Genomic DNA, 19,041 nt, shown 5'->3' on the forward strand with positions numbered 1-19,041 from the left:
TTAAAAATGTCTTTAGAATCTTATATGAATCAAATTGGTCAGCAAGCTAGGGCGGCTTCTCGTCTTCTTGCTAAAGCATCCACAAAGCAAAAAAATATGGCACTGTTTGCTATGGCAGACGCTTTGGAAAATGCTCGACCTCGATTGATATCTGAAAACGCTAAGGATATGGAAAATGGTCGAGTTAAAGGCTTGGATTCAGCTTTACTAGATCGTTTGTTGCTTGATGATGCGCGTATTGACGGCATGATTGAGGGTTTAAAGCAAGTGGCGACATTGCCTGATCCAATTGGTGAAATATCAGATATGGTGTATCTGCCATCTGGTATTCAGCGCGGCCAGATGCGCGTTCCTCTTGGTGTGATTGGTATTATTTATGAATCTCGTCCAAATGTGACCATTGATGCTGCAAGTTTATGTTTGAAATCTGGCAATGCGACTATTTTGCGTGGTGGGTCCGAGGCGTTTTATTCAAATCAAGCTATTGCTGAGGCTGTAACGGCAGGTGTCATCGCTGCTGGTTTGCCAGAACATGCAGTGCAAGTTCTTAATACGACCGATCGCGAAGCTGTTGGTATGTTAATTTCTATGCCTGAATTTGTCGATGTTATTGTTCCTCGTGGTGGGAAAGGTCTGATTGAGCGTATTAGTAAAGATGCTCGTGTACCTGTTATTAAGCATTTGGATGGCAATTGTCATGTCTATATTGATAATGAGGCCGATCTTGAAAAAGCGTTTGCTATTGCTATGAACGCCAAAACCCGTCGTTACGGTGTGTGTAATGCAATGGAGTCCTTGTTGGTGCATTCAGCGATTGTCGAGGCTGTTTTGCCTAAGTTGATGATTGCACTGCAAGAAAAAGGTGTCTCATTAGTGGGTTGTGACCAAGCTCGTGTTATCAGCTCGACGATAGAGGCAGCATCAGAAGAGGATTGGTATACAGAATATTTAGCTCCTAAATTATCTATTAAGGTTGTGTCTGATATGGAGGAGGCAATTGCCCATATCAATAAGTATGGGTCTCACCACACAGATGCGATTGTTTCACAAAACTATTCTAAGACGCGTTCGTTTATGACAGAAGTTGATTCATCGTCAGTGATGGTAAATGCTTCGACATCTTTCGCGGATGGTTTTGAGTATGGATTTGGGGCGGAAATTGGTATTTCTACTGACAAGATTCATGCTCGTGGGCCTGTAGGCTTGTTGGGATTGACCAGTCAGAAGTATGTCGTACTTGGCGATGGTCATACTCGTGACAACTAGAGACAGCGTGAAGGCTTCTGGATTGGCCATTATGGGAGGGACATTTGACCCTGTTCATAATGGTCATCTAAGAACGGCGGTTGAGATTTTAGATCGTTATCATTATTCTGCTTTGAAGTTGATACCATGCTTTCAACCTGTTCATAAAGATCGGCCAAGCGTTTTGCCTCAACAACGGCTAGAGATGGCTAGGCTTGCGGTGTCAGGCGATGATCGATTAAGTGTTGATTCTCGTGAGATCGATAGAGAAGGTCCAAGCTATAGTATTGATACGCTACGGGATCTTCGTGCGGAAATTGGCTCAGATGAATCACTGATTATGGTGCTGGGGATGGATAGTTTTTTATCTCTTCCTACTTGGCATAATTGGCAGGAGATTATTCAATACGCTCATTTGTTGGTAGTGTCACGTCCCGGCTGGGAACCTGACTTGATCTCTGAATTGAGCGGTTTTTGCGAAAACTATCGTGCCGCATCGCCGCATGAGTTACAATGCGCGCCCTCAGGGCGGGTCTGGTTTGAGACTCTTACTCCTTTAGGGATATCCTCTAGCATGATTAGGGCATTGGCTCGTAAAAACGAGTCGATCGCTTATTTGTTGCCAGAGCCCGTCCAAAAATATCTAGAAGAACATCAATTATATCGATAGGGTAACGTAATTATATGAGTCAGCTTAACCTCACTGCAGATCAAATTTTGGCTTTTGCTGTTGAAGCATTGGAAGATGTGAAAGGCGATAAGATCACAGTATTGAATGTAGGAAATCATACTGACATGATGGATTACATGGTTATTTGTACCGGTACTTCAAAGCGTCATGTTAATGCTTTGGGTCAAAATGTTTTTGAGCATTTAAAAGGTCAAGGTCTTCAGCCGTTGGGTTCTGAAGGTCGTGGTATGGGCAGCGATTGGGTTCTGGTTGATTTGCATGACGTTGTTGTGCATGTGATGACGGAAGAGGCTCGAGCATTTTATGATCTTGAGAAACTGTGGGATATTAAGCCAGAACAAATGTAAGGCTCTTTTTAATGCGTGTTCGTTTGATTGCTGTTGGTAATAAGATGCCAAAGTGGGTTACTGAAGGGTACGATGAGTACGCTAAGCGCCTACCGAAAGATTTCGCGTTAGAGCTTGTCGAAATTCCTATGTCGCCTCGTGGAAAAAATACTGATATACCAAAAGCTATTCGTAAGGAAGGAGATAGTATGCTTGAGGCTATACCTTCTGGAGATAAAGTAATTGCAATGGAAGTTCTCGGAAAAGAGTGGTCTACCGATCAATTAGCCGATCAGACAGGGCAGTGGCGAATGGATGGCTACAATGTAAGCCTGTTGGTAGGAGGGCCTGATGGTCTTGATCCTAGATGTACCGCTCGTGCTGATCAGGCTTGGTCTTTATCTCGCCTGACATTGCCACACCCTATGGTAAGAGTTATTTTAGCAGAGCAAATCTATCGTGCTTGGACGCTCATGAACAATCATCCATATCATAGATAAGGTAATGTTGTGAGCCGTCGACATCAAAATTTCCGCAATTATCGCCAAGAGCAGCGTCTGACGCAGCAGCGGGTATTTGCTGCCGCTATTTTTGTGTTGCTGATGGCCATTGTTTTGATGGCTCGACTGTTTTATCTACAGGTGGTAGAGCATGAGTTATATCAAACTAAGGCAAATGATAACCGCGTTATGCTGGTTACTGAGCCACCTCCTAGAGGGTTGATATATGATCGTAATGGACTGGTGTTAGCTGACAACCGTCCTATACATAGTCTGACGGTAATACCTGAGCGTGTCGGTAGTTTTCCCAAGCTCAAAAAAATGCTTTCTAGCATTATTGATATTAGCGATAGTGAATGGGAAGATTTCGATGAAAGGCGCAAAGAGTATCGTCGCCCTTATCAATCCCTTACTTTAAAATCCCAATTGACCGATGAAGAGTGGGCCAAAGTATCTGTCGATTTATATAAACTTGATGGTGTTCAGGTAGAAGCTCAATTAACCCGCTACTACCCTTATGGTGAGGCTTTTGCACATGCGATTGGTTACGTTGGGCGAATTACCTCAAAGGACCTTAAGAGAGTTGATAAATTAGCCTATCAAGGTGCCTTATTTATCGGCAAGACTGGTGTAGAGGGGTATTACGAAAAGACCCTCTTTGGAGAAGCAGGCCTAAGTAAAGTGGAGGTAAATGCTCGAGGGCGAATTATGTCTGAGCTTGAGCGGCAAAACCCTACACCAGGTAAAGACCTTCATTTGTATTTAGACGCCAGACTTCAGCAGTATGCCTATGATCTTTTAGGGGATTATACTGGCTCAGTAGTCGCAATAGACCCCACAACAGGTGGAATTCTCGCTTTAGTATCTAAGCCTGGTTATGATCCTAATCTTTTTGTGCGGGGCATTTCAGTTGATGATTACGCCACATTACGTCAATCCAAAAAACTCCCTCTTTTTAACCGTGCTTTGCGTGGCGGTTATCCTCCTGCATCAACAATCAAACCTTTCATGGGGCTTGCTGGGCTTGAATATGGCTTTTCATCATGGACAGAGCGTTATTTTGCTAAAGGCTATTATCAAATAAATCCTGATGGTCGTCGTTATAGAGATTGGAAACGAACAGGGCACGGGTGGATTGATCTAGAGCGTTCGATTATTGAGTCAGTGGATACGTATTACTATCAATTAGCCAACAAGATGGGTATCACGCCTATCCATAATTTCTTAACACGCTTCGGGTTTGGTCAGACAAACTTGCTTGATTTGAATGGTGAAAGTCATGGATTATTACCTTCTAATGAGTGGAAGAAGGCGAAGTATAAAGAGCCCTGGTATCCAGGGGACTCTGTGAATGTTGGTATTGGGCAAGGGTTTATGGTGGCAACACCGGTACAAATTGCTTCGGCTACTTCTGCGTTAGCAAGCAAAGGGCACTTTTTTTACCCTCGTATGACGAAGCTTGTTGGTGACCAGCCTGCTGAGTTTGAAGGTGGGCTTGGTGATGAGCATGATATCGTATTAAAGGATCAGCGTAATTGGGATCGTATGATTGATGCTATGCGTAAAGTAGTAACGGATTCGCATGGTACGGCAAGACGTTTGCGGGGGACGGATTACGATATCGCAGGAAAAACAGGCACAGGTCAGGTATTTAGTCTTCAAGAAGATGAAGAGTATGATTCAGATAAGCTTGAAAAGCGTTTGCATGACCATGCATTGTTTATCGGTTTTGCGCCAGCTAAAAACCCTAAAATTTCCGTTTTTGCAATTTTTGAAAACGGTGGCAGTAGTTCTAAACCTGCAGATTTAACGAGGGCATTATTTGATGCTTATCTGCATGATGATTATCCAGCGCGTTATGATTATTTAAAAGGTAATAAAGATGACTGATAGCTTTTATCGCAGAGCGCTGTCTTTTACGAATGCTCGTTTATGGAAGCTGGTTCATGTTGATGTCTTGTTGATGGGGGCGTTGTTGCTGCTGATTTGTGGCGGGTTGTTTGTTCTGTACTCAGCTTCAGGTCAAAATGTGGCTATGGTTGAGAGACAGATATTTCGATTGATAATAGGTCTGCTGATTTGTGTGGCGCTAGCTCAACTGCCACCTAAATATATGCGACGCGCTTCACCAATGTTATTTATTTTTATTGCTGTGCTTTTGGTTGGGGTATTGTTATTTGGTGTTGGTGCGAAGGGCGCGCAACGTTGGTTGGCGTTGCCTGGAGGGTTACGGTTTCAGCCTTCAGAAATTATGAAAATTGTTATGCCCATGATGATAGCTTGGTACTTTTCGGATAGGCAACTCCCCCCTAGTTTTAAACAAATATTAGTCGTTCTTGGATTGATCGCATTACCCGTGTTGATGATTGCAAAGCAGCCTGATTTAGGGACATCTTTATTAGTTGCTGTCTCTGGTGTTTTTGTCCTATTTCTTGCTGGGCTGGGGTGGCGCTATATATTAGGTGCGGCCGCATTGGCACCTATTGCTGGTTATACATTATGGCAATTCATGCATGATTATCAGCGTCAGCGAGTGTTAACTTTTTTGAATCCAGAAAGTGATCCGCTGGGCTCTGGTTGGAATATTATCCAGTCTAAAACTGCCATTGGCTCTGGTGGTATTTATGGTAAAGGTTTTTTAGAAGGAACTCAGGCTCAGTTGGATTTTCTTCCAGAAAGCCATACGGATTTTATTATTGCTGTGCTTGCTGAGGAATTCGGTATGCTGGGGTGTGGAGTATTGATATTAGCTTATTTGCTTGTCATTGCTCGGGGGTTATATATTGCTGCGAATGCAGAAGATAATTATGCGCGATTATTAGCAGGTAGTCTGACGCTTACCTTTTTTGTATACATGTTTGTAAATATTGGCATGGTGTCAGGCATTCTGCCTGTGGTTGGGGTACCCTTACCACTCGTTAGTTATGGTGGCACTTCTATTATTACTATCATGGCGACATTTGGAATTCTTATGTCAATACAAACACATAAAAGAGCAAGATAATGATTAAGCAAGCTACGTTGTTGTTTTTGGCGCTTGGTCTAACTGCGTGTAGTAGTATGGATCATTCTACATTGCCTTCAAATTCGGGAGTCAGTGAGTCCCTGCTTGAAGATATGCCCAAAGAGTGGGCGGATTCTTATGCGGGCAACCCCGAGGTTCAATCCTTTATAAATCGTCTGGTTAAAGAGCATGCTTATGACAAAGAACGCCTTGAATTAGCTTTTTCTCATATAAAAGTACGTCCTAAAGTAATTGAGAAATCGGATAACCAGCCTGAAGTCATAACCCCTTTTTATGAGTACAAGACTCGCTTTGTGAATAAAGAAAGGGCAAGGCTTGGTAGAGAGTTTGCAAAGCGTAATGTTAAGTGGTTGCGTAAAGCTGAACAGGAGTTTGGTGTTGAACCCAATGTGATTGTGGCTCTTATCGGTGTAGAAACCTATTACGGCCGTATTACGGGGTCAAAGGATGTTTTTACCTCGCTTACAACGCTGGCCTTTGATTACCCAAGGCGAAAAGAGTATTTCCAAAGCGAGTTAGAGGCGTATTTATTACTTGCTCGCCAAGAAGGTTGGAACATTGGCGCAACAAAAGGGTCATACAGTGGAGCGATGGGGATGGTGCAGTTTATGCCCAGCAACTATCAAAAATTGGCAATAGATTATGACAATAATGGGCATATAGATTTATGGGAGTCTGAAGCTGATGCTATTGGTAGTGTCGCAAACTACCTAAAGCATCATGGTTGGCAGTCTCAGCAACCTTGGTTTGTAATGGCTTATGCAGAAGATCCAGACAGGGTGAAAGACTTGATTAATCGTGGTAGGGCGCCTAGTGCAGAGATGACCGAGTGGTCTGCATTAAATGTGCTTCCAGCGCAGTCTTTTGTTTCGCAAAAGACGGGGCTGATTGGTTTGCGAACAGGCCCCGAAGATGTAACGTATTGGCTGGCGTATGAAAACTTCTTCACGATTATGGATTACAACCCTAGTAGACGATATGCCATGTCTGTATTGGAGCTCGCTGAGAGTATAGGGGCCTATGAAAGTAATTAACATGCTGTTTGTTGCTGGCGTGAGTTTGCTGGTATTGAATGGATGTATGAGTACGCGTCATGTTTTGGGGAAAGATGATGTGGACTATGAAAAGGCATCAGGTGGAGGGCGATATTCCATTTTACAAGACCATGCACCGACAGGTGATATCAAAGTGGATCATCTGCCTGATCTAGTTCCAAAGTGGGAGGCAAAGAGTCGTGGCGGCAATAAAAGCCCTTATGAAGTATGGGGTAAAAAATATTGGGTAATGGATTCTGCTCAAGGGTATGTGGCTGAGGGCACTGCGTCTTGGTACGGTAAAAAATTTCATGGGCATAAGACCTCAAATGGGGAAACATATGACATGTATGGCTTTTCTGCAGCCCATAAATCTTTGCCGTTACCTACGTATCTAAAAGTGACGAATCTTGATAACCAGCGTTCTGTTATTGTAAGGGTTAATGATAGAGGGCCATTTCATGGCGATCGTTTGATAGACCTTTCTTATGCTGCAGCGGCTCGTCTTGATTATCATAAAAAAGGTTTGGCTCGAGTGCGAATTGAGGCAATTACGCCAGCACGAGGGCAGTCATATAGCCCACCTAAAATAGTTGCTAAAGAGCCTGTGACTCCGCCAGAAGCCTTGCCAGCAAAGGTGCCGTCTGCTCCTCCAGTTGAGAAGGTAAGTACTTCTTCTGAATTGGCTTTTTCTCATCTTCAAATGGGTGCATTTAGCTCAGAAGAGTCTGCGGATAAACTTAAGCAGCGTCTTTTTGAGGCATTTGATACGAGTGTGAAGGTTGTCACTAATAAGCAAGATGATGGTTTGTTTAAGGTGTTGGTTGGTCCTTTTTCTGATGCTAATGAGTTGGCTCAATGGCGACAAAAATTACAGCAAGAAGGTTTCGGTAACCCCGTAAGAGTTGCTTTAGTACCTTAGGTACGCTTTGTTTGGGCTAGAGATTCTTAGAGGGCTCTAGTATCATTTGTTAACATTTTTTTAGAAGACGATATTTTTGAGTATGAAAAAACTCCTAGTTACTTTATCACTTGTATTTTGCTTCGTGAGCAGCTCTATTTTTGCTGCTCCTTCATTAATCCCAACGCCACCACAATTATCAGCGAGTAGTTACATTCTTATGGATGCATATACTGGCGATATTTTGGTAGAGCATAATGCTGATCAGGCTTTGCCTCCAGCAAGTCTAACGAAATTAATGACGGCTTATATTATTGAATATGAGCTGGCTCGCGGAAATTTATCATTGGATGATATGGTAAATGTGAGCGAAAAAGCATGGAGAATGGAAGGTTCTCGTATGTTTATTCGTGAAGGAACGCAAGTTAAGTTAGAAGACCTAATGCGCGGTATCATTATTCAGTCAGGTAATGACGCGAGTGTAGCGGCAGCTGAGTATATTGCTGGTAGTGAGTCGGCGTTTGCTGATTTAATGAATCAGCACGCTCAACTTCTTGGCATGACAAACTCGCACTTTGTAAATGCAACGGGCTTTCCTGCAGAAGGTCATTACTCAAGTGCACACGATATAGCCAAATTAGCGCGTGCAACTATTTTGCAGTTTCCAGAAAATTACAGCATGTACGCTGAAAAAGAATTTACCTACAACAATATTCGCCAGCCAAATCGTAATAAGTTGCTGTGGCGTGATAAAACCGTCGATGGTATGAAAACTGGTCACACAGATGCCGCTGGTTTCTGCTTGGCGGCTTCTGCGGTTCGAAACGGTACGCGTTTGATTACAGTTGTTATGGGGACGAATTCTGATACGGCTCGAGCTGTTGAGTCTCAGAAGCTATTAGATTACGGCTTCAGATACTATGAAACTCGTAAGTTATATAGTCGTGGTCAAGTGGTGAATAATGCCCGTGTTTGGGGTGGTAGCCAGCCTAATGTGAAGGTGGGCTTTGCTGAAGATGTGTTGGTAACAATGCCGCGTCAACAAGGAGCATCTATTCCTGCAACACTTGATATGCAGGAAGAAATTATGGCGCCAATTGCTGTAGGTGATGTATTAGGTAAGATTGTTGTTGGCTCTGAAGGGAATGTATTAGTAGAGCGCTCAGTAGTCGCACTAGAAGCCGTGGATGAAGGTGGTTTCTTCAAGCGAATGTTTGATAAAATAAAACTCTTCTTTATGAACTTGTTTTAAGCCCTAATAGCGAGTGGTAGATTAAATTAATGGCATTAATTACGAAGAATGGTGATCAGGCTGAGAATGCAGTTGATGCACCTAAAATAGAGTTCCCTTGTGAAGATTATGTGATAAAAGTGGTTTCACTTGATGTAGATGGTATCCATACTGAAATAACGGAGCGATTGCTTGTTCATGCTCCAGAGATGAATACGGCTGCAGAGAATATTAACCGCTCTAGTAAGGGGCGCTTTATCAGCTTCAGTTTTCGTATTGTGGCTCAAAGTGAGGGTCAGTTATCGGCTTTGCACAGTGACTTGATGTCAATTGAAGCCGTTAAGATGGTCATGTAAATGGATCTCGACTTAATTTGCCGCGATTTAGGTGTTGTCGACTATGCTGAAACATGGGAGCGGATGAAGCAATTTACTCAAACTCGTTCAAAAGATGAGGCTGATGAGATTTGGTTGCTAGAGCATCCACCCTTGTTTACGCAAGGCCAAGCTGGTAAACAAGAGCACCTTTTGGCCCCAGGTGATATTCCTGTTATTCAGGTCGACCGTGGTGGACAGGTCACGTATCATGGGCCGGGGCAATTAGTGGCTTATGTTATGGTCGATTTAAAACGTCTAGGAATAGGTGTTCGAGATCTGGTGAGCGTGCTAGAAAATTCTGTAGTTGGTACGCTTGCGCTGAATTCAATCGAAGCATACCCCAAACCAGATGCGCCAGGTGTTTACGTCAATGAACAAAAAATTGCGTCACTGGGTTTACGTGTGCGCAGAGGCTGTTCATTTCATGGACTTGCCTTAAATGTTGATATGGATCTCACCCCATTTAATCGTATTAACCCATGTGGCTATCAAGGCTTACAAATGGTTGATATGAAGCGTCTTAACAAAGACGTTATTTTATCGAATGTAAAGGCCCAGTTAGCGAATCAGCTGGCTGAGCAACTCGGATATAAATATCCGGCTATCCAACAAGGGTGGAAATAGAATGACAGCAGAACGCAAACGCGTTGTCCAAGGGGAAAAACTACGTGGTGCCGATAAGATGGCACGTATTCCCGTTAAGATAGTTCCTACTGAAGAAATCCCACGTAAGCCTGATTGGCTTCGTGTCCGTATGCCTGCGTCACCTGAAATAGCCCGTATTAAGGCTACTTTACGTGAGCATAAATTAGCATCAGTTTGTGAAGAGGCTAACTGCCCAAATTTAGGTGAGTGTTTCAGTAATGGCACTGCTACCTTTATGATTATGGGTGAAATTTGTACTCGCCGTTGCCCTTTCTGTGATGTTGCGCATGGTCGTCCTAATCCGCTTAGTACTGATGAGCCGAAAGAGTTAGCGGCTGCTATTCGTGATATGAAGCTTAAGTATGTAGTTATTACTTCCGTGGATCGTGATGATCTTCGTGATGGCGGTGCTCAACACTTTGTGGATTGTATTACAGAGACGCGTGCAGAAAGTCCAAATATTGAAATCGAAACTCTTGTCCCTGATTTTCGTGGTCGTATGGAAGTAGCGATTGATACACTTTCAATTGCACCACCTGATGTGTTTAACCATAACTTAGAGTCCATTCCGCGTTTATACCGCCAAGTAAGACCAGGGTCTGACTATCAGTGGTCGTTAGATCTTTTGAAAAACTTTAAAGATCGTTGTCCTGATGTACCGACTAAATCTGGCTTGATGGTGGGTATGGGTGAAACGTTTGAAGAAATAGTTGAAGTGCTAAAAGATCTGCGAGCCCATAACGTTGATATGTTGACGATAGGCCAATATCTACAGCCTTCTAAGCATCATTTCCCGATGGCGCGTTTTGTACCGCCTGAAGAATTTGCACGTTATGAAGAGGTTGCAAAAGAGCTCGGTTTTAAACATGCGGCTTGTGGACCCTTGGTCCGTTCGTCTTACCATGCCGATAAGCAGGCACATGGTGAGCACGTTTCTTAATTTTTTTGTTTGTTAGAATAAAGCGGAGTTAAGAGATTTCTTAGCCCCGCTTTTTTTATTTAAGACCTTTGTACTATTACAGTACTCATTAATACTTTGTTGAAAATAGGCTCGCTTGGGCTCCACTTGTAACATCGTACAAAGGTCTCTATTTGAACTACACCTAGAAAATATGCTTGTGTTTTTCTATGACGTTACTTGATTAGAAAGGGTGCTAGTTTACGGTTATTTGGATTTTTGGAGATAATATGAAGCCTTGGTCAATTAAAGATTCTATGGAACTGTACAATGTAAGCCATTGGAGCAGTGGCTTTTTTTCGATCAATGACAAAGGGCGCGTCATTGCGCTGCCTGATAGAGAAAATAGTGTTGATTTGACAGAGCTTTCTGTAGCACTTAAGCAACAAGGTATTCCTTACCCATGCCTAGTTCGTTTTCCAAATATTCTTCATTCACGAATTGAGAAAATTACCAATTCGTTTCAACAAGCAATAGATTATTATGCTTATCAAGCAGAGTACGCCATTGTTTACCCTATTAAGGTAAACCAGCAGCGTCGAGTCGTAGAAGAGATTGCGGCATGTCAGCCTGATAATGCGGCTACTGTTGGTTTAGAAGCAGGCAGTAAGCCCGAGTTGATGGCTGTTCTGGCAATGCATAAAAATGCTGATGGCATCATTGTTTGTAATGGCTACAAAGATCGTGAGTTTATTCATCTTGCTTTAATGGCTGAAAAAATGGGCCATCAAGTATTTATCGTTGTTGAAAAAATGCACGAGCTTGATTGGATTCTAGAAGAAGCAGATAAAATTGGTGTTCAGCCCCGTATTGGTATTCGTATTCGATTAGCGTCTACTTGTACCACTCATTGGGGAAATAGTGGGGGCGAAAAATCGAAATTTGGGCTGACAACTTCACAGTTACTGCGGGCGATTGATCGATTACGTGAATTAGACTTGTTGCATTGCCTTGAATTGATACACTTTCATTTAGGTTCACAAATTACACGAATTCGCGATATTCAAAACAGCTTGAAAGAATGTGCTCGCTATTATGCTGAACTCCACCAAATGGGCGTCAAAGTTAAATGGGTCGATGTCGGTGGTGGTTTGGGGGTGGATTACGAAGGTACGCGTTGCCAGAATGATTTTTCAGCAAACTACAGTATTGGTGAATATGCGAATAACGTGGTGTTTGCTTTCCATAATGTCTGTGAGCAATACGATCTTCCACACCCACATTTAATTTCTGAGTCTGGTCGAGCTGTGACCGCTCATCATGCGATGATGATTGCAGATGTCTTCTCTCATGGTGCAGAGCTCTTGCCGATTGAAGAGCCAGCTGAAGACTGTGAGTTAGAGCTGCAGCGACTTTGGGCATCTTATCAGAGTCTGAAAGGTGAGAATGAAGAGGAAGGTCGATCTTTGGTTGAGATTTATCATGACTTGCTAGATGATTTTAATGATAGCTTGACTCTATATAGCCACGGTCAGCTTAATCTTTCACAAAGGGCGCAAGCAGAGAATCTGTTTTTATCCGCATGTCGAAATTTGTTGCCTCGTTTAGATAATCGAAATAGAAGTCACCGTGCTGTCATTGATGAGCTAAATGAGCGTTTGGCAGAGAAGCTATTTGTTAATTTATCGGTGTTTCAGTCTATGCCCGATGCATGGGGGATTGATCAATTATTCCCAGTGTTGCCTTTGCAGGGTTTGGATCAGGCGCCAACCTTTCGAGGTAAAATTCAAGATGTTACTTGTGATTCAGATGGTTGTTTATATAGCTATGTTGATGGTCAAGGTATTGAGTCTTCGTTGCCATTACCTCCGCCGCCGCCAAAAGGTGATGATTATTTAATGGGCTTTTTCTTGGTTGGGGCTTATCAAGAAACCTTAGGAGATTTGCATAATTTATTTGGTGATACTTGTTCTGTCGACGTGTATCTAACAGACGACGGTTTCAGAATTGATCACGTATTAAGAGGTGACAGTGTTCAGGATGTGCTTAAGTCTGTTAGCTATAATGAGCACGAACTAATGAAGCGTTATCAGGATAGGGTCGCTGCTAGTCCGCTTGGTCAAGAAGAGCAAGTGACTTTGCTAGCAACGTATAAAAAAGTGTTGGAAGGTACAACATATTTGACCCAAGTATAAATTGTTCCTGTATGTGTGACGCAATATATATTTTTTGGAGGTAGTAGAGATGAGTAACGTAAAAGTAGCCTGCGTTCAAATGGCGGTCAGTACAGACTTTCAAGCAAATTTAGATAATGCGGTTAAACAAGTCAGAGAAGCCGCAGCAAATCAGGCCAATATTATTCTCTTGCAAGAATTATTTATGGGGCCATATTTTTGCATTGATCAAAAGCCAGCGTATTTCGATTGGGCGCAGCCAGTCAATGATTGTTTGGCTATTCAGACGATGAGTGCTCTTGCGAAAGAATTAGGCGTGGTTTTGCCAATTAGTTTTTTTGAGCGCGATGGCAATGTCTTTTATAACTCATTGGTGATGATCGATGCCAATGGCGATGTGATGGATTTGTATCGTAAAACGCATATTCCTGACGGTCCTGGTTATCAAGAAAAATACTATTTCACACCAGGTAATACTGGTGTGAAAGTCTGGGATACACGGTTTGGGCGAATTGGCTGTGGTATTTGCTGGGATCAATGGTTTCCAGAGCTTGCTCGTGAGCTAGCCTTAAAAGGCGCAGAGCTGATTTTCTATCCTACGGCAATTGGTTCTGAACCTCCTTACCCTGAATGGGACTCTAAGGACCACTGGCAGAGAACGATGCAAGGACATGCTGCCGCAAACATGGTGCCAGTCATTGCTGCAAATCGTGTTGGTCGTGAAAATGGTGAAAACAGCTTTATTCAATTTTACGGTTCTTCATTTATGACGGATGAAATGGGGGCAATGAAATGTGAAGCTGGTCGTGACGAAAATACCATATTGTATTCTGAGTATGATTTAGAGGTTATTCGTAACGCGCGTCAGTCATTTGGCTTGTTTCGGGATCGTCGTCCAGATCAGTACCAAGCGATTACTTCAGGTGCGGGTATTACTTGGAGTAAGTAGTAAAAGGCAAAAAAGTGCCCGCAGGATGCGGGCACAAGGCTTTCCTTATCCTTATTGATGCAAGGGGAAGCATCAATAAGGAAGATCTATTTGCACTTGGCTTTTCGAAGCCTAAAATTAGTATGTAAGAAGCAGTGCAATGCTTGTGCTTTTAAAACACTCTGACGGTAATTTGAAGCGAGTAAAATGCTTTTTATTACAAGGCTTTATAATAAAGCGTATCCTCGTCAGTATAGATCTGTCCAAAACTTAGATATTAACTATAGACAGAGATTTTAAATAGATGTGAATATAATTTTGCCTGTTCATCTACTTAAAAGGTCTCATCATTTATTTTAGAGAGTCAATGAACGTATTTAGTTCCCCAAATAAATTGCCGTATTTTGCCGTCATCTTGTCTAGCAAGCTTATGTTAAATGATTTGACTTATCGCATAATGGCCGAAAAAATGCTCGAATTGGCGCAAGGTCAGCCGGGCTACTTAGGGGCAGAATATGGTTCGGGTGAAATGGATTTGTTGATGACTTATTGGCAAACTAAAGAAGCTGCTGAAGATTGGTTGAGCCATGATATGCAGCGTAGAACCTTATCCATTGGCGAAAGTTTCTGGTATGAAGAATATTCTCTAAAGCTGTTCGAAGTAATGAAGGACATGTCATTTAAGTGCTCTAATCAAGATATACATGCTTCACGCTTTCCTAGGATTGTGACCGAAAGGGGAGTGTTAAAAATATTAGATGAAACTCAAGCGCCTCTTTTGCATGATTATATTAATCAAGAAAAATATTTTCTGGCGCCATGGGAGCCTTTAAGGAGCGATGGTTATTACTCGCTAGAAACTTGCCAATTACGTGTTAGAGAGATGCGTCGAGACTTTCTGGAAGATAAAGGGATTGTCCTTTGTTTTCTCTCTCCTAATGAAGACAAAATGCTCGCTTATACAAATTACTCAAACATCATTCGTGGTGTCTTTCGGGCGTGCAATCTTGGCTATAGTTTACGAAAAAGCGAGCAGAGCAAAGGGATTATGCAAGAAGCCTTGAAAGCAGGAATAGATTACCTACATAAGGAGCAACATATTGACCGCATTCAGGCGAGCTATATGCCAAGAAATGCTCGAAGTGCGGCAGTATTGCAGAAGCTAGGTTTTGATAAAGAAGGTGTTGCAAGGGATTATTTGAAAATAAATGGACAATGGGAAGATCATATTCTGACAGCATTAGTGTTGCGTTAAAATAAGCTAGAGTGTGTCAGAGGCAGGCTTTGTTAGCAGCAATATTCGCCCTTTAATGTTTTGTGTAGTCATAACAGACAGCATAGTTACACTTTCATTGCTTGGATTGAAAACAGCCCTTGGCTCCTTTTTGGCAATGACTTTGCCATAATTTGGGCAGGCTTTAGAGGCTTTTTTGTTGTTTGAGATAAATGGCGTGCCGTTTAAAGGGAGCAGGTATTGTGTGGCCGTTTTCTGATAATAAAGCGGTTCTTTGAATTGAGGCGGGTAAAGTTCTAACGCAATGTGCCCCGCTTCTCCTTGCCAAAGTGGCCATGTTTTAATTTTGCTTCTTCCTAACGTTGAATCCACTGTACCAGAAGACACTTTCTTAAGAGAGCTGTTCAATTCAGACTGGTTAGCGTTTTTTAGCCTTATTAAGCACAGTTCAACCGTTGGGGTGAGCAAAGTGATGCTGTTGATTGTTTGTGCTGTTAGCCAAACTCCCTGATGTTGCTTTAAGACAGTTTCTTGCTCGTTATTTTGTCGCATTTTTTGCTGTAAGTATAATTCTCCTTTTGCGATAAAAAGAAAGGTGTCTGTCTCATGATGATAAAAGCGGGTTGGCGTATCGTTCTGAAAAAGATGTTCATGCGCAACAAAAAGGTCATCTTGTTGGTGGATGATAAGGCGTTTACTAGAGTCCCCAAGGCTATAGTTTATTGGGTCGTGTGTGTTTTGATCAGATAAGTTCACCATCGCGTACCTTTTTAATTATCGAACGTATTGAAACACGAGAATAGCGACCTTTCCATGATAATCTTACGCTGAGTGTTGCAGTGAGTTGGGATGTTTCTTTATAGTTGAGCCCATATTAGTTTATGAAATCCGCATGTGCCGATAATTTGCCCATGTAAACGATTATAGAAGGAAAGATTCCTTGAGTGAGTTGTCAAATTTCGAGTCGAATGAAACCTTTTCATTAAAAGACTACACAGAAAAAGCGTACTTGAATTATTCTATGTACGTTATTTTGGATCGAGCCTTGCCGCATATCGGTGACGGTTTGAAGCCCGTTCAGCGTCGTATTGTTTATGCAATGAGCGAATTAGGCCTGAAAGCCAGTGCCAAATACAAAAAATCGGCTCGTACCGTGGGGGATGTGTTAGGTAAATTTCATCCTCATGGCGATAGTGCTTGTTATGAAGCTATGGTGTTGATGGCTCAGCCTTTTTCATATCGCTATCCACTTGTTGATGGTCAAGGTAACTGGGGCGCGCCTGATGATCCGAAGTCTTTTGCGGCTATGCGTTACACAGAGTCTCGTTTGTCAAAATACGCAGATGTGTTGCTGAGAGAAGTCAGTCAAGGCACTGTGGATTGGACGCCTAACTTTGATGGTACATTGCAAGAGCCATCTGTTTTACCGTCTCGTTTACCTAACCTATTATTGAATGGTACCACTGGTATTGCAGTTGGTATGGCAACGGATATTCCGCCACATAATCTGCGTGAAATTGGTGGTGCTTGTATTCACCTGCTTAATAATCCCAATGCAGAATTAGGTGACCTGCTTAACTATGTCCAAGGACCCGACTTTCCAACGGGTGGCGAAATTATTACGCCAAAAAGCGACATTGTTAAGCTTTATGAAACCGGTAAAGGGCAGATTAAGGCTCGGGCTCGCTTCACAATTGAGGAAGGCGAAATTGTTGTTAATGAACTGCCTCATCAAGTGTCTGGTAGTAAGATATTAGAGCAAATTGCCGCGCAAATGCAGGCGAAAAAATTGCCAATGGTGGTGGATTTACGTGATGAATCAGATCATGAAAACCCGACCCGATTGGTGATTGTACCTAAGTCGAACCGTGTGGATATTGATTCTGTCATGACGCATTTGTTTGCGACCACAGACCTAGAAAAGTCCTACCGTGTAAACATGAATGTAATTGGTTTAGACGGTTTGCCTCAAGTGAAACCGCTCAAGAGCTTTTTGTCTGAGTGGTTGCGTTTTCGTATTGATGTCGTACGTCGTCGTTTACAGTTCCGTCTTGATAAAGTTAATAATCGTTTACATATTTTAGAAGGTTTGTTGATTGCCTACTTAAATATTGATGAAGTTATCGAGATTATTCGTACGGAAGAAAAGCCTAAAGTAGAGTTGATGACTCGGTTTGGTTTGAGTGATACGCAAGCTGAATCGATTCTTGAATTGAAATTGCGCCACCTTGCGAAGCTAGAAGAGATGCGCATCAAAGGCGAGCAAGACGAGCTAGAAAAAGAGCGTAAGAAACTAGAAGGGCTGTTGTCTTCTGATCGTAAGTTGAAAAAACTCATTACCGAAGAGATTCAAGAAGCGGTAGATGACTTTGGTGATGATCGTCGTACTCCAATTGTATCTCGCAAAGAAGCGCAAGCTTTTAGTGAAGAGGATTTATTGTCAAATGATCCTATTACCGTGGTGATCTCTAAGCAGGGTTGGATCCGGGCGGCAAAAGGCCATGATATTGATGTGAGTGGTTTAAGTTATAAGTCTGGTGATGAGTTCTTAGTGAGTACTAAAGGTCGTTCTAATCAAACACTTGTATTATTAGCGTCTAATGGACGAACCTACTCGATTAAAGCGCACACCTTGCCGTCTGCTCGTGGTCAAGGTGAGCCGATTACTGGTCGTATTTCATTAGAAAAAGACGCTACTATTGTCTCTGCTGTACTTGATAGTGAAGAGGCTCATTACCTCATAGCAAGTGATGCAGGTTACGGTTTTGTTGCTCAACTAAAAGATCTATACGCTAAGAACAAAGCGGGTAAGGCGACCTTGTCGTTACCGAAAGGTGCCCAAGTAATGGCGCCAGTCTTCGTTCAGAACCCAGCGTCGGGCCGTGTCGTTGCTGTTTCTAACGAAGGTCGTATGTTAGCGTTTGATGTTGCTTCATTGCCTAAAATGGCGAAAGGTAAAGGGAATAAGATGCTCAGTATCCCAAGCACTCGGGCTGCTGATAGAGAGGAGTTAGTTGTTGCTCTGGCGTGTGTTCAGCCAAATGACCTTTTAACGGCTTATGCCGGTAAGCGTTTTATTTCCTTTACGGAAAAAGATTTAGAGGAATATTTAGGGGAACGTGGTCGAAGAGGCTTGAAGTTGCCTAGAGGGCTTCAGAGAATAGACAGTCTTGAAGTGAAAGTGGGCGAAGGTAAGGTTGTGAAAACTGACAGTCCGCCTAGCCAGGAACTTTTTTAAAAAAGCAAACCAATACTAGAGTTTGGGATTATGTACTAGACTCTAGTATTTTATTAGTCAGGTTTTGAGTACTGTACTCGTTATGCGAAATGGACTTGCCAGCAATCAGAGGAAATTAACATGAAAGGTAGTAAAAAAGTAATCGACGGTTTAAACGCATTATTAGCGAATGAACTAGCGGCCATTGATCAGTACTTCATCCATTCACGTATGTATGAAGATTGGGGGTTGAGTAAGTTATATGATCGCCTTAATCATGAAATGGAAGAAGAAACCCAACATTCAGATTGGCTTATTAAGCGAATTTTATTTTTGGAAGGTGTGCCATGCATGACTAAACGTCGTGACTTACTAATTGGCTCTGATGTGCATTCTATGATGAGCAATGATTTAACTCTTGAGCTTGAAGTGGTTCGCTGTGTAAGAGATGTTATTGCGATATGTGAGTCTGAAGGTGATTACCAAACACGTGAGACTCTTGAGAAGTTATTGTTTGATACTGAAGAAGATCATGTTTATTGGTTGGAAAAACAGCTTGGCTTAATGGGCAAAATTGGCATGCAGAACTATTACCAATCGCAGATGGGTAATTAA

General features: G+C 42.4%; 18 protein-coding genes. 17 read left to right on the forward strand and 1 reads right to left on the reverse strand.

Annotated elements, in window-relative coordinates:
* Positions 1-6: 6 nt before the first annotated feature.
* From DFP80_RS05530 to DFP80_RS05600, 15 genes are all read left to right on the forward strand, one after another.
* On the forward strand, positions 7-1,266 hold the full coding sequence (locus DFP80_RS05530; RefSeq protein ID WP_113915818.1) for a glutamate-5-semialdehyde dehydrogenase: 1,260 nt from the start codon (positions 7-9) through the stop codon (positions 1,264-1,266).
* The gene (nadD, locus tag DFP80_RS05535) at positions 1,256-1,915 is read left to right on the forward strand and encodes a nicotinate-nucleotide adenylyltransferase (protein ID WP_113915819.1); all 660 of its coding nucleotides are present in this window, start codon (positions 1,256-1,258) and stop codon (positions 1,913-1,915) included. The genes DFP80_RS05530 and nadD overlap by 11 nt, the downstream gene beginning before the upstream one ends.
* Before the next feature lie 14 nt (positions 1,916-1,929).
* Positions 1,930-2,283, forward strand: coding sequence for a ribosome silencing factor (gene rsfS / locus DFP80_RS05540; protein ID WP_113915820.1), 354 nt, complete (start codon positions 1,930-1,932; stop codon positions 2,281-2,283).
* 11 nt (positions 2,284-2,294) lie between these two features.
* On the forward strand, positions 2,295-2,762 hold the full coding sequence (gene rlmH / locus DFP80_RS05545; RefSeq protein WP_113915821.1) for a 23S rRNA (pseudouridine(1915)-N(3))-methyltransferase RlmH: 468 nt from the start codon (positions 2,295-2,297) through the stop codon (positions 2,760-2,762).
* A 9-nt stretch (positions 2,763-2,771) separates the two neighbouring features.
* Positions 2,772-4,652 (forward strand): penicillin-binding protein 2, encoded by a 1,881-nt coding sequence (gene mrdA, locus DFP80_RS05550; protein ID WP_113915822.1) that lies wholly within the window; start codon positions 2,772-2,774, stop codon positions 4,650-4,652.
* Entirely contained in the window at positions 4,645-5,766 is a 1,122-nt protein-coding gene (gene rodA / locus DFP80_RS05555; protein WP_113915823.1) for a rod shape-determining protein RodA, read from the forward strand. The genes mrdA and rodA overlap by 8 nt, the downstream gene beginning before the upstream one ends.
* Positions 5,766-6,821 (forward strand): lytic murein transglycosylase B, encoded by a 1,056-nt coding sequence (gene mltB, locus DFP80_RS05560; RefSeq protein WP_113915824.1) that lies wholly within the window; start codon positions 5,766-5,768, stop codon positions 6,819-6,821. The genes rodA and mltB overlap by 1 nt, the downstream gene beginning before the upstream one ends.
* The gene (locus DFP80_RS05565) at positions 6,808-7,743 is read left to right on the forward strand and encodes a septal ring lytic transglycosylase RlpA family protein (RefSeq protein WP_113915825.1); all 936 of its coding nucleotides are present in this window, start codon (positions 6,808-6,810) and stop codon (positions 7,741-7,743) included. The genes mltB and DFP80_RS05565 overlap by 14 nt, the downstream gene beginning before the upstream one ends.
* Before the next feature lie 82 nt (positions 7,744-7,825).
* Positions 7,826-8,974, forward strand: a complete 1,149-nt coding sequence (locus DFP80_RS05570) for a D-alanyl-D-alanine carboxypeptidase family protein (RefSeq protein ID WP_113915826.1) — start codon at positions 7,826-7,828, stop codon at positions 8,972-8,974.
* A gap of 29 nt (positions 8,975-9,003) precedes the next feature.
* Complete coding sequence (locus DFP80_RS05575) at positions 9,004-9,309, forward strand: YbeD family protein (protein ID WP_113915827.1); 306 nt, start codon at positions 9,004-9,006, stop codon at positions 9,307-9,309.
* A complete protein-coding gene (gene lipB / locus DFP80_RS05580; protein ID WP_113915828.1) occupies positions 9,310-9,954 on the forward strand; it encodes a lipoyl(octanoyl) transferase LipB in 645 nt (214 codons plus the stop codon). It abuts the gene before it with no gap.
* A gap of 1 nt (position 9,955) precedes the next feature.
* Positions 9,956-10,915 carry a lipoyl synthase gene (lipA, locus tag DFP80_RS05585; RefSeq protein ID WP_113915829.1) on the forward strand — a complete coding sequence of 320 codons (960 nt, stop codon included), beginning with the start codon at positions 9,956-9,958 and terminating at the stop codon, positions 10,913-10,915.
* Positions 10,916-11,163: 248 nt separating this feature from the next.
* On the forward strand, positions 11,164-13,068 hold the full coding sequence (gene speA, locus DFP80_RS05590) for a biosynthetic arginine decarboxylase (protein ID WP_113915830.1): 1,905 nt from the start codon (positions 11,164-11,166) through the stop codon (positions 13,066-13,068).
* Between the two features lie 49 nt (positions 13,069-13,117).
* Positions 13,118-13,996, forward strand: coding sequence for an N-carbamoylputrescine amidase (gene aguB, locus DFP80_RS05595; protein WP_113915831.1), 879 nt, complete (start codon positions 13,118-13,120; stop codon positions 13,994-13,996).
* 346 nt (positions 13,997-14,342) lie between these two features.
* A complete protein-coding gene (locus DFP80_RS05600; protein WP_113915832.1) occupies positions 14,343-15,230 on the forward strand; it encodes a GNAT family N-acetyltransferase in 888 nt (295 codons plus the stop codon).
* 6 nt (positions 15,231-15,236) lie between these two features.
* On the opposite strand, the gene DFP80_RS05605 is transcribed toward DFP80_RS05600, so the two are convergent.
* Positions 15,237-15,968 (reverse strand): hypothetical protein, encoded by a 732-nt coding sequence (locus DFP80_RS05605; RefSeq protein WP_113915833.1) that lies wholly within the window; start codon positions 15,966-15,968, stop codon positions 15,237-15,239.
* A 181-nt stretch (positions 15,969-16,149) separates the two neighbouring features.
* On the opposite strand from DFP80_RS05605, the gene parC reads away from it, so the two are divergent.
* Both parC and bfr read left to right on the forward strand, forming a co-directional pair.
* Positions 16,150-18,447 (forward strand): DNA topoisomerase IV subunit A, encoded by a 2,298-nt coding sequence (parC, locus tag DFP80_RS05610; protein WP_113915834.1) that lies wholly within the window; start codon positions 16,150-16,152, stop codon positions 18,445-18,447.
* Positions 18,448-18,567: 120 nt separating this feature from the next.
* Positions 18,568-19,041: a bacterioferritin gene (bfr, locus tag DFP80_RS05615; protein WP_113915835.1), complete on the forward strand. Its 474-nt coding sequence runs from the start codon at positions 18,568-18,570 to the stop codon at positions 19,039-19,041.

Origin of the sequence: Marinomonas rhizomae (assembly GCF_003315485.1) — a bacterium.
GTDB classification, from domain to species: Bacteria; Pseudomonadota; Gammaproteobacteria; order Pseudomonadales; family Marinomonadaceae; genus Marinomonas; species Marinomonas rhizomae.

What these genes read in the sequence shown, in the direction of transcription:
- DFP80_RS05530 (WP_113915818.1), top strand. Translation starts at nt 7, where the DNA reads ATGTCTTTAGAATCTTATATGAATCAAATTGGTCAGCAAGCTAGGGCG.
- rsfS (WP_113915820.1), top strand. Translation starts at nt 1,930, where the DNA reads ATGAGTCAGCTTAACCTCACTGCAGATCAAATTTTGGCTTTTGCTGTT.
- rlmH (WP_113915821.1), top strand. Translation starts at nt 2,295, where the DNA reads ATGCGTGTTCGTTTGATTGCTGTTGGTAATAAGATGCCAAAGTGGGTT.
- rodA (WP_113915823.1), top strand. Translation starts at nt 4,645, where the DNA reads ATGACTGATAGCTTTTATCGCAGAGCGCTGTCTTTTACGAATGCTCGT.
- mltB (WP_113915824.1), top strand. Translation starts at nt 5,766, where the DNA reads ATGATTAAGCAAGCTACGTTGTTGTTTTTGGCGCTTGGTCTAACTGCG.
- DFP80_RS05565 (WP_113915825.1), top strand. Translation starts at nt 6,808, where the DNA reads ATGAAAGTAATTAACATGCTGTTTGTTGCTGGCGTGAGTTTGCTGGTA.
- DFP80_RS05570 (WP_113915826.1), top strand. Translation starts at nt 7,826, where the DNA reads ATGAAAAAACTCCTAGTTACTTTATCACTTGTATTTTGCTTCGTGAGC.
- DFP80_RS05575 (WP_113915827.1), top strand. Translation starts at nt 9,004, where the DNA reads ATGGCATTAATTACGAAGAATGGTGATCAGGCTGAGAATGCAGTTGAT.
- lipB (WP_113915828.1), top strand. Translation starts at nt 9,310, where the DNA reads ATGGATCTCGACTTAATTTGCCGCGATTTAGGTGTTGTCGACTATGCT.
- lipA (WP_113915829.1), top strand. Translation starts at nt 9,956, where the DNA reads ATGACAGCAGAACGCAAACGCGTTGTCCAAGGGGAAAAACTACGTGGT.
- speA (WP_113915830.1), top strand. Translation starts at nt 11,164, where the DNA reads ATGAAGCCTTGGTCAATTAAAGATTCTATGGAACTGTACAATGTAAGC.
- aguB (WP_113915831.1), top strand. Translation starts at nt 13,118, where the DNA reads ATGAGTAACGTAAAAGTAGCCTGCGTTCAAATGGCGGTCAGTACAGAC.
- DFP80_RS05600 (WP_113915832.1), top strand. Translation starts at nt 14,343, where the DNA reads ATGAACGTATTTAGTTCCCCAAATAAATTGCCGTATTTTGCCGTCATC.
- DFP80_RS05605 (WP_113915833.1), bottom strand. Translation starts at nt 15,968, where the DNA reads ATGGTGAACTTATCTGATCAAAACACACACGACCCAATAAACTATAGC.
- bfr (WP_113915835.1), top strand. Translation starts at nt 18,568, where the DNA reads ATGAAAGGTAGTAAAAAAGTAATCGACGGTTTAAACGCATTATTAGCG.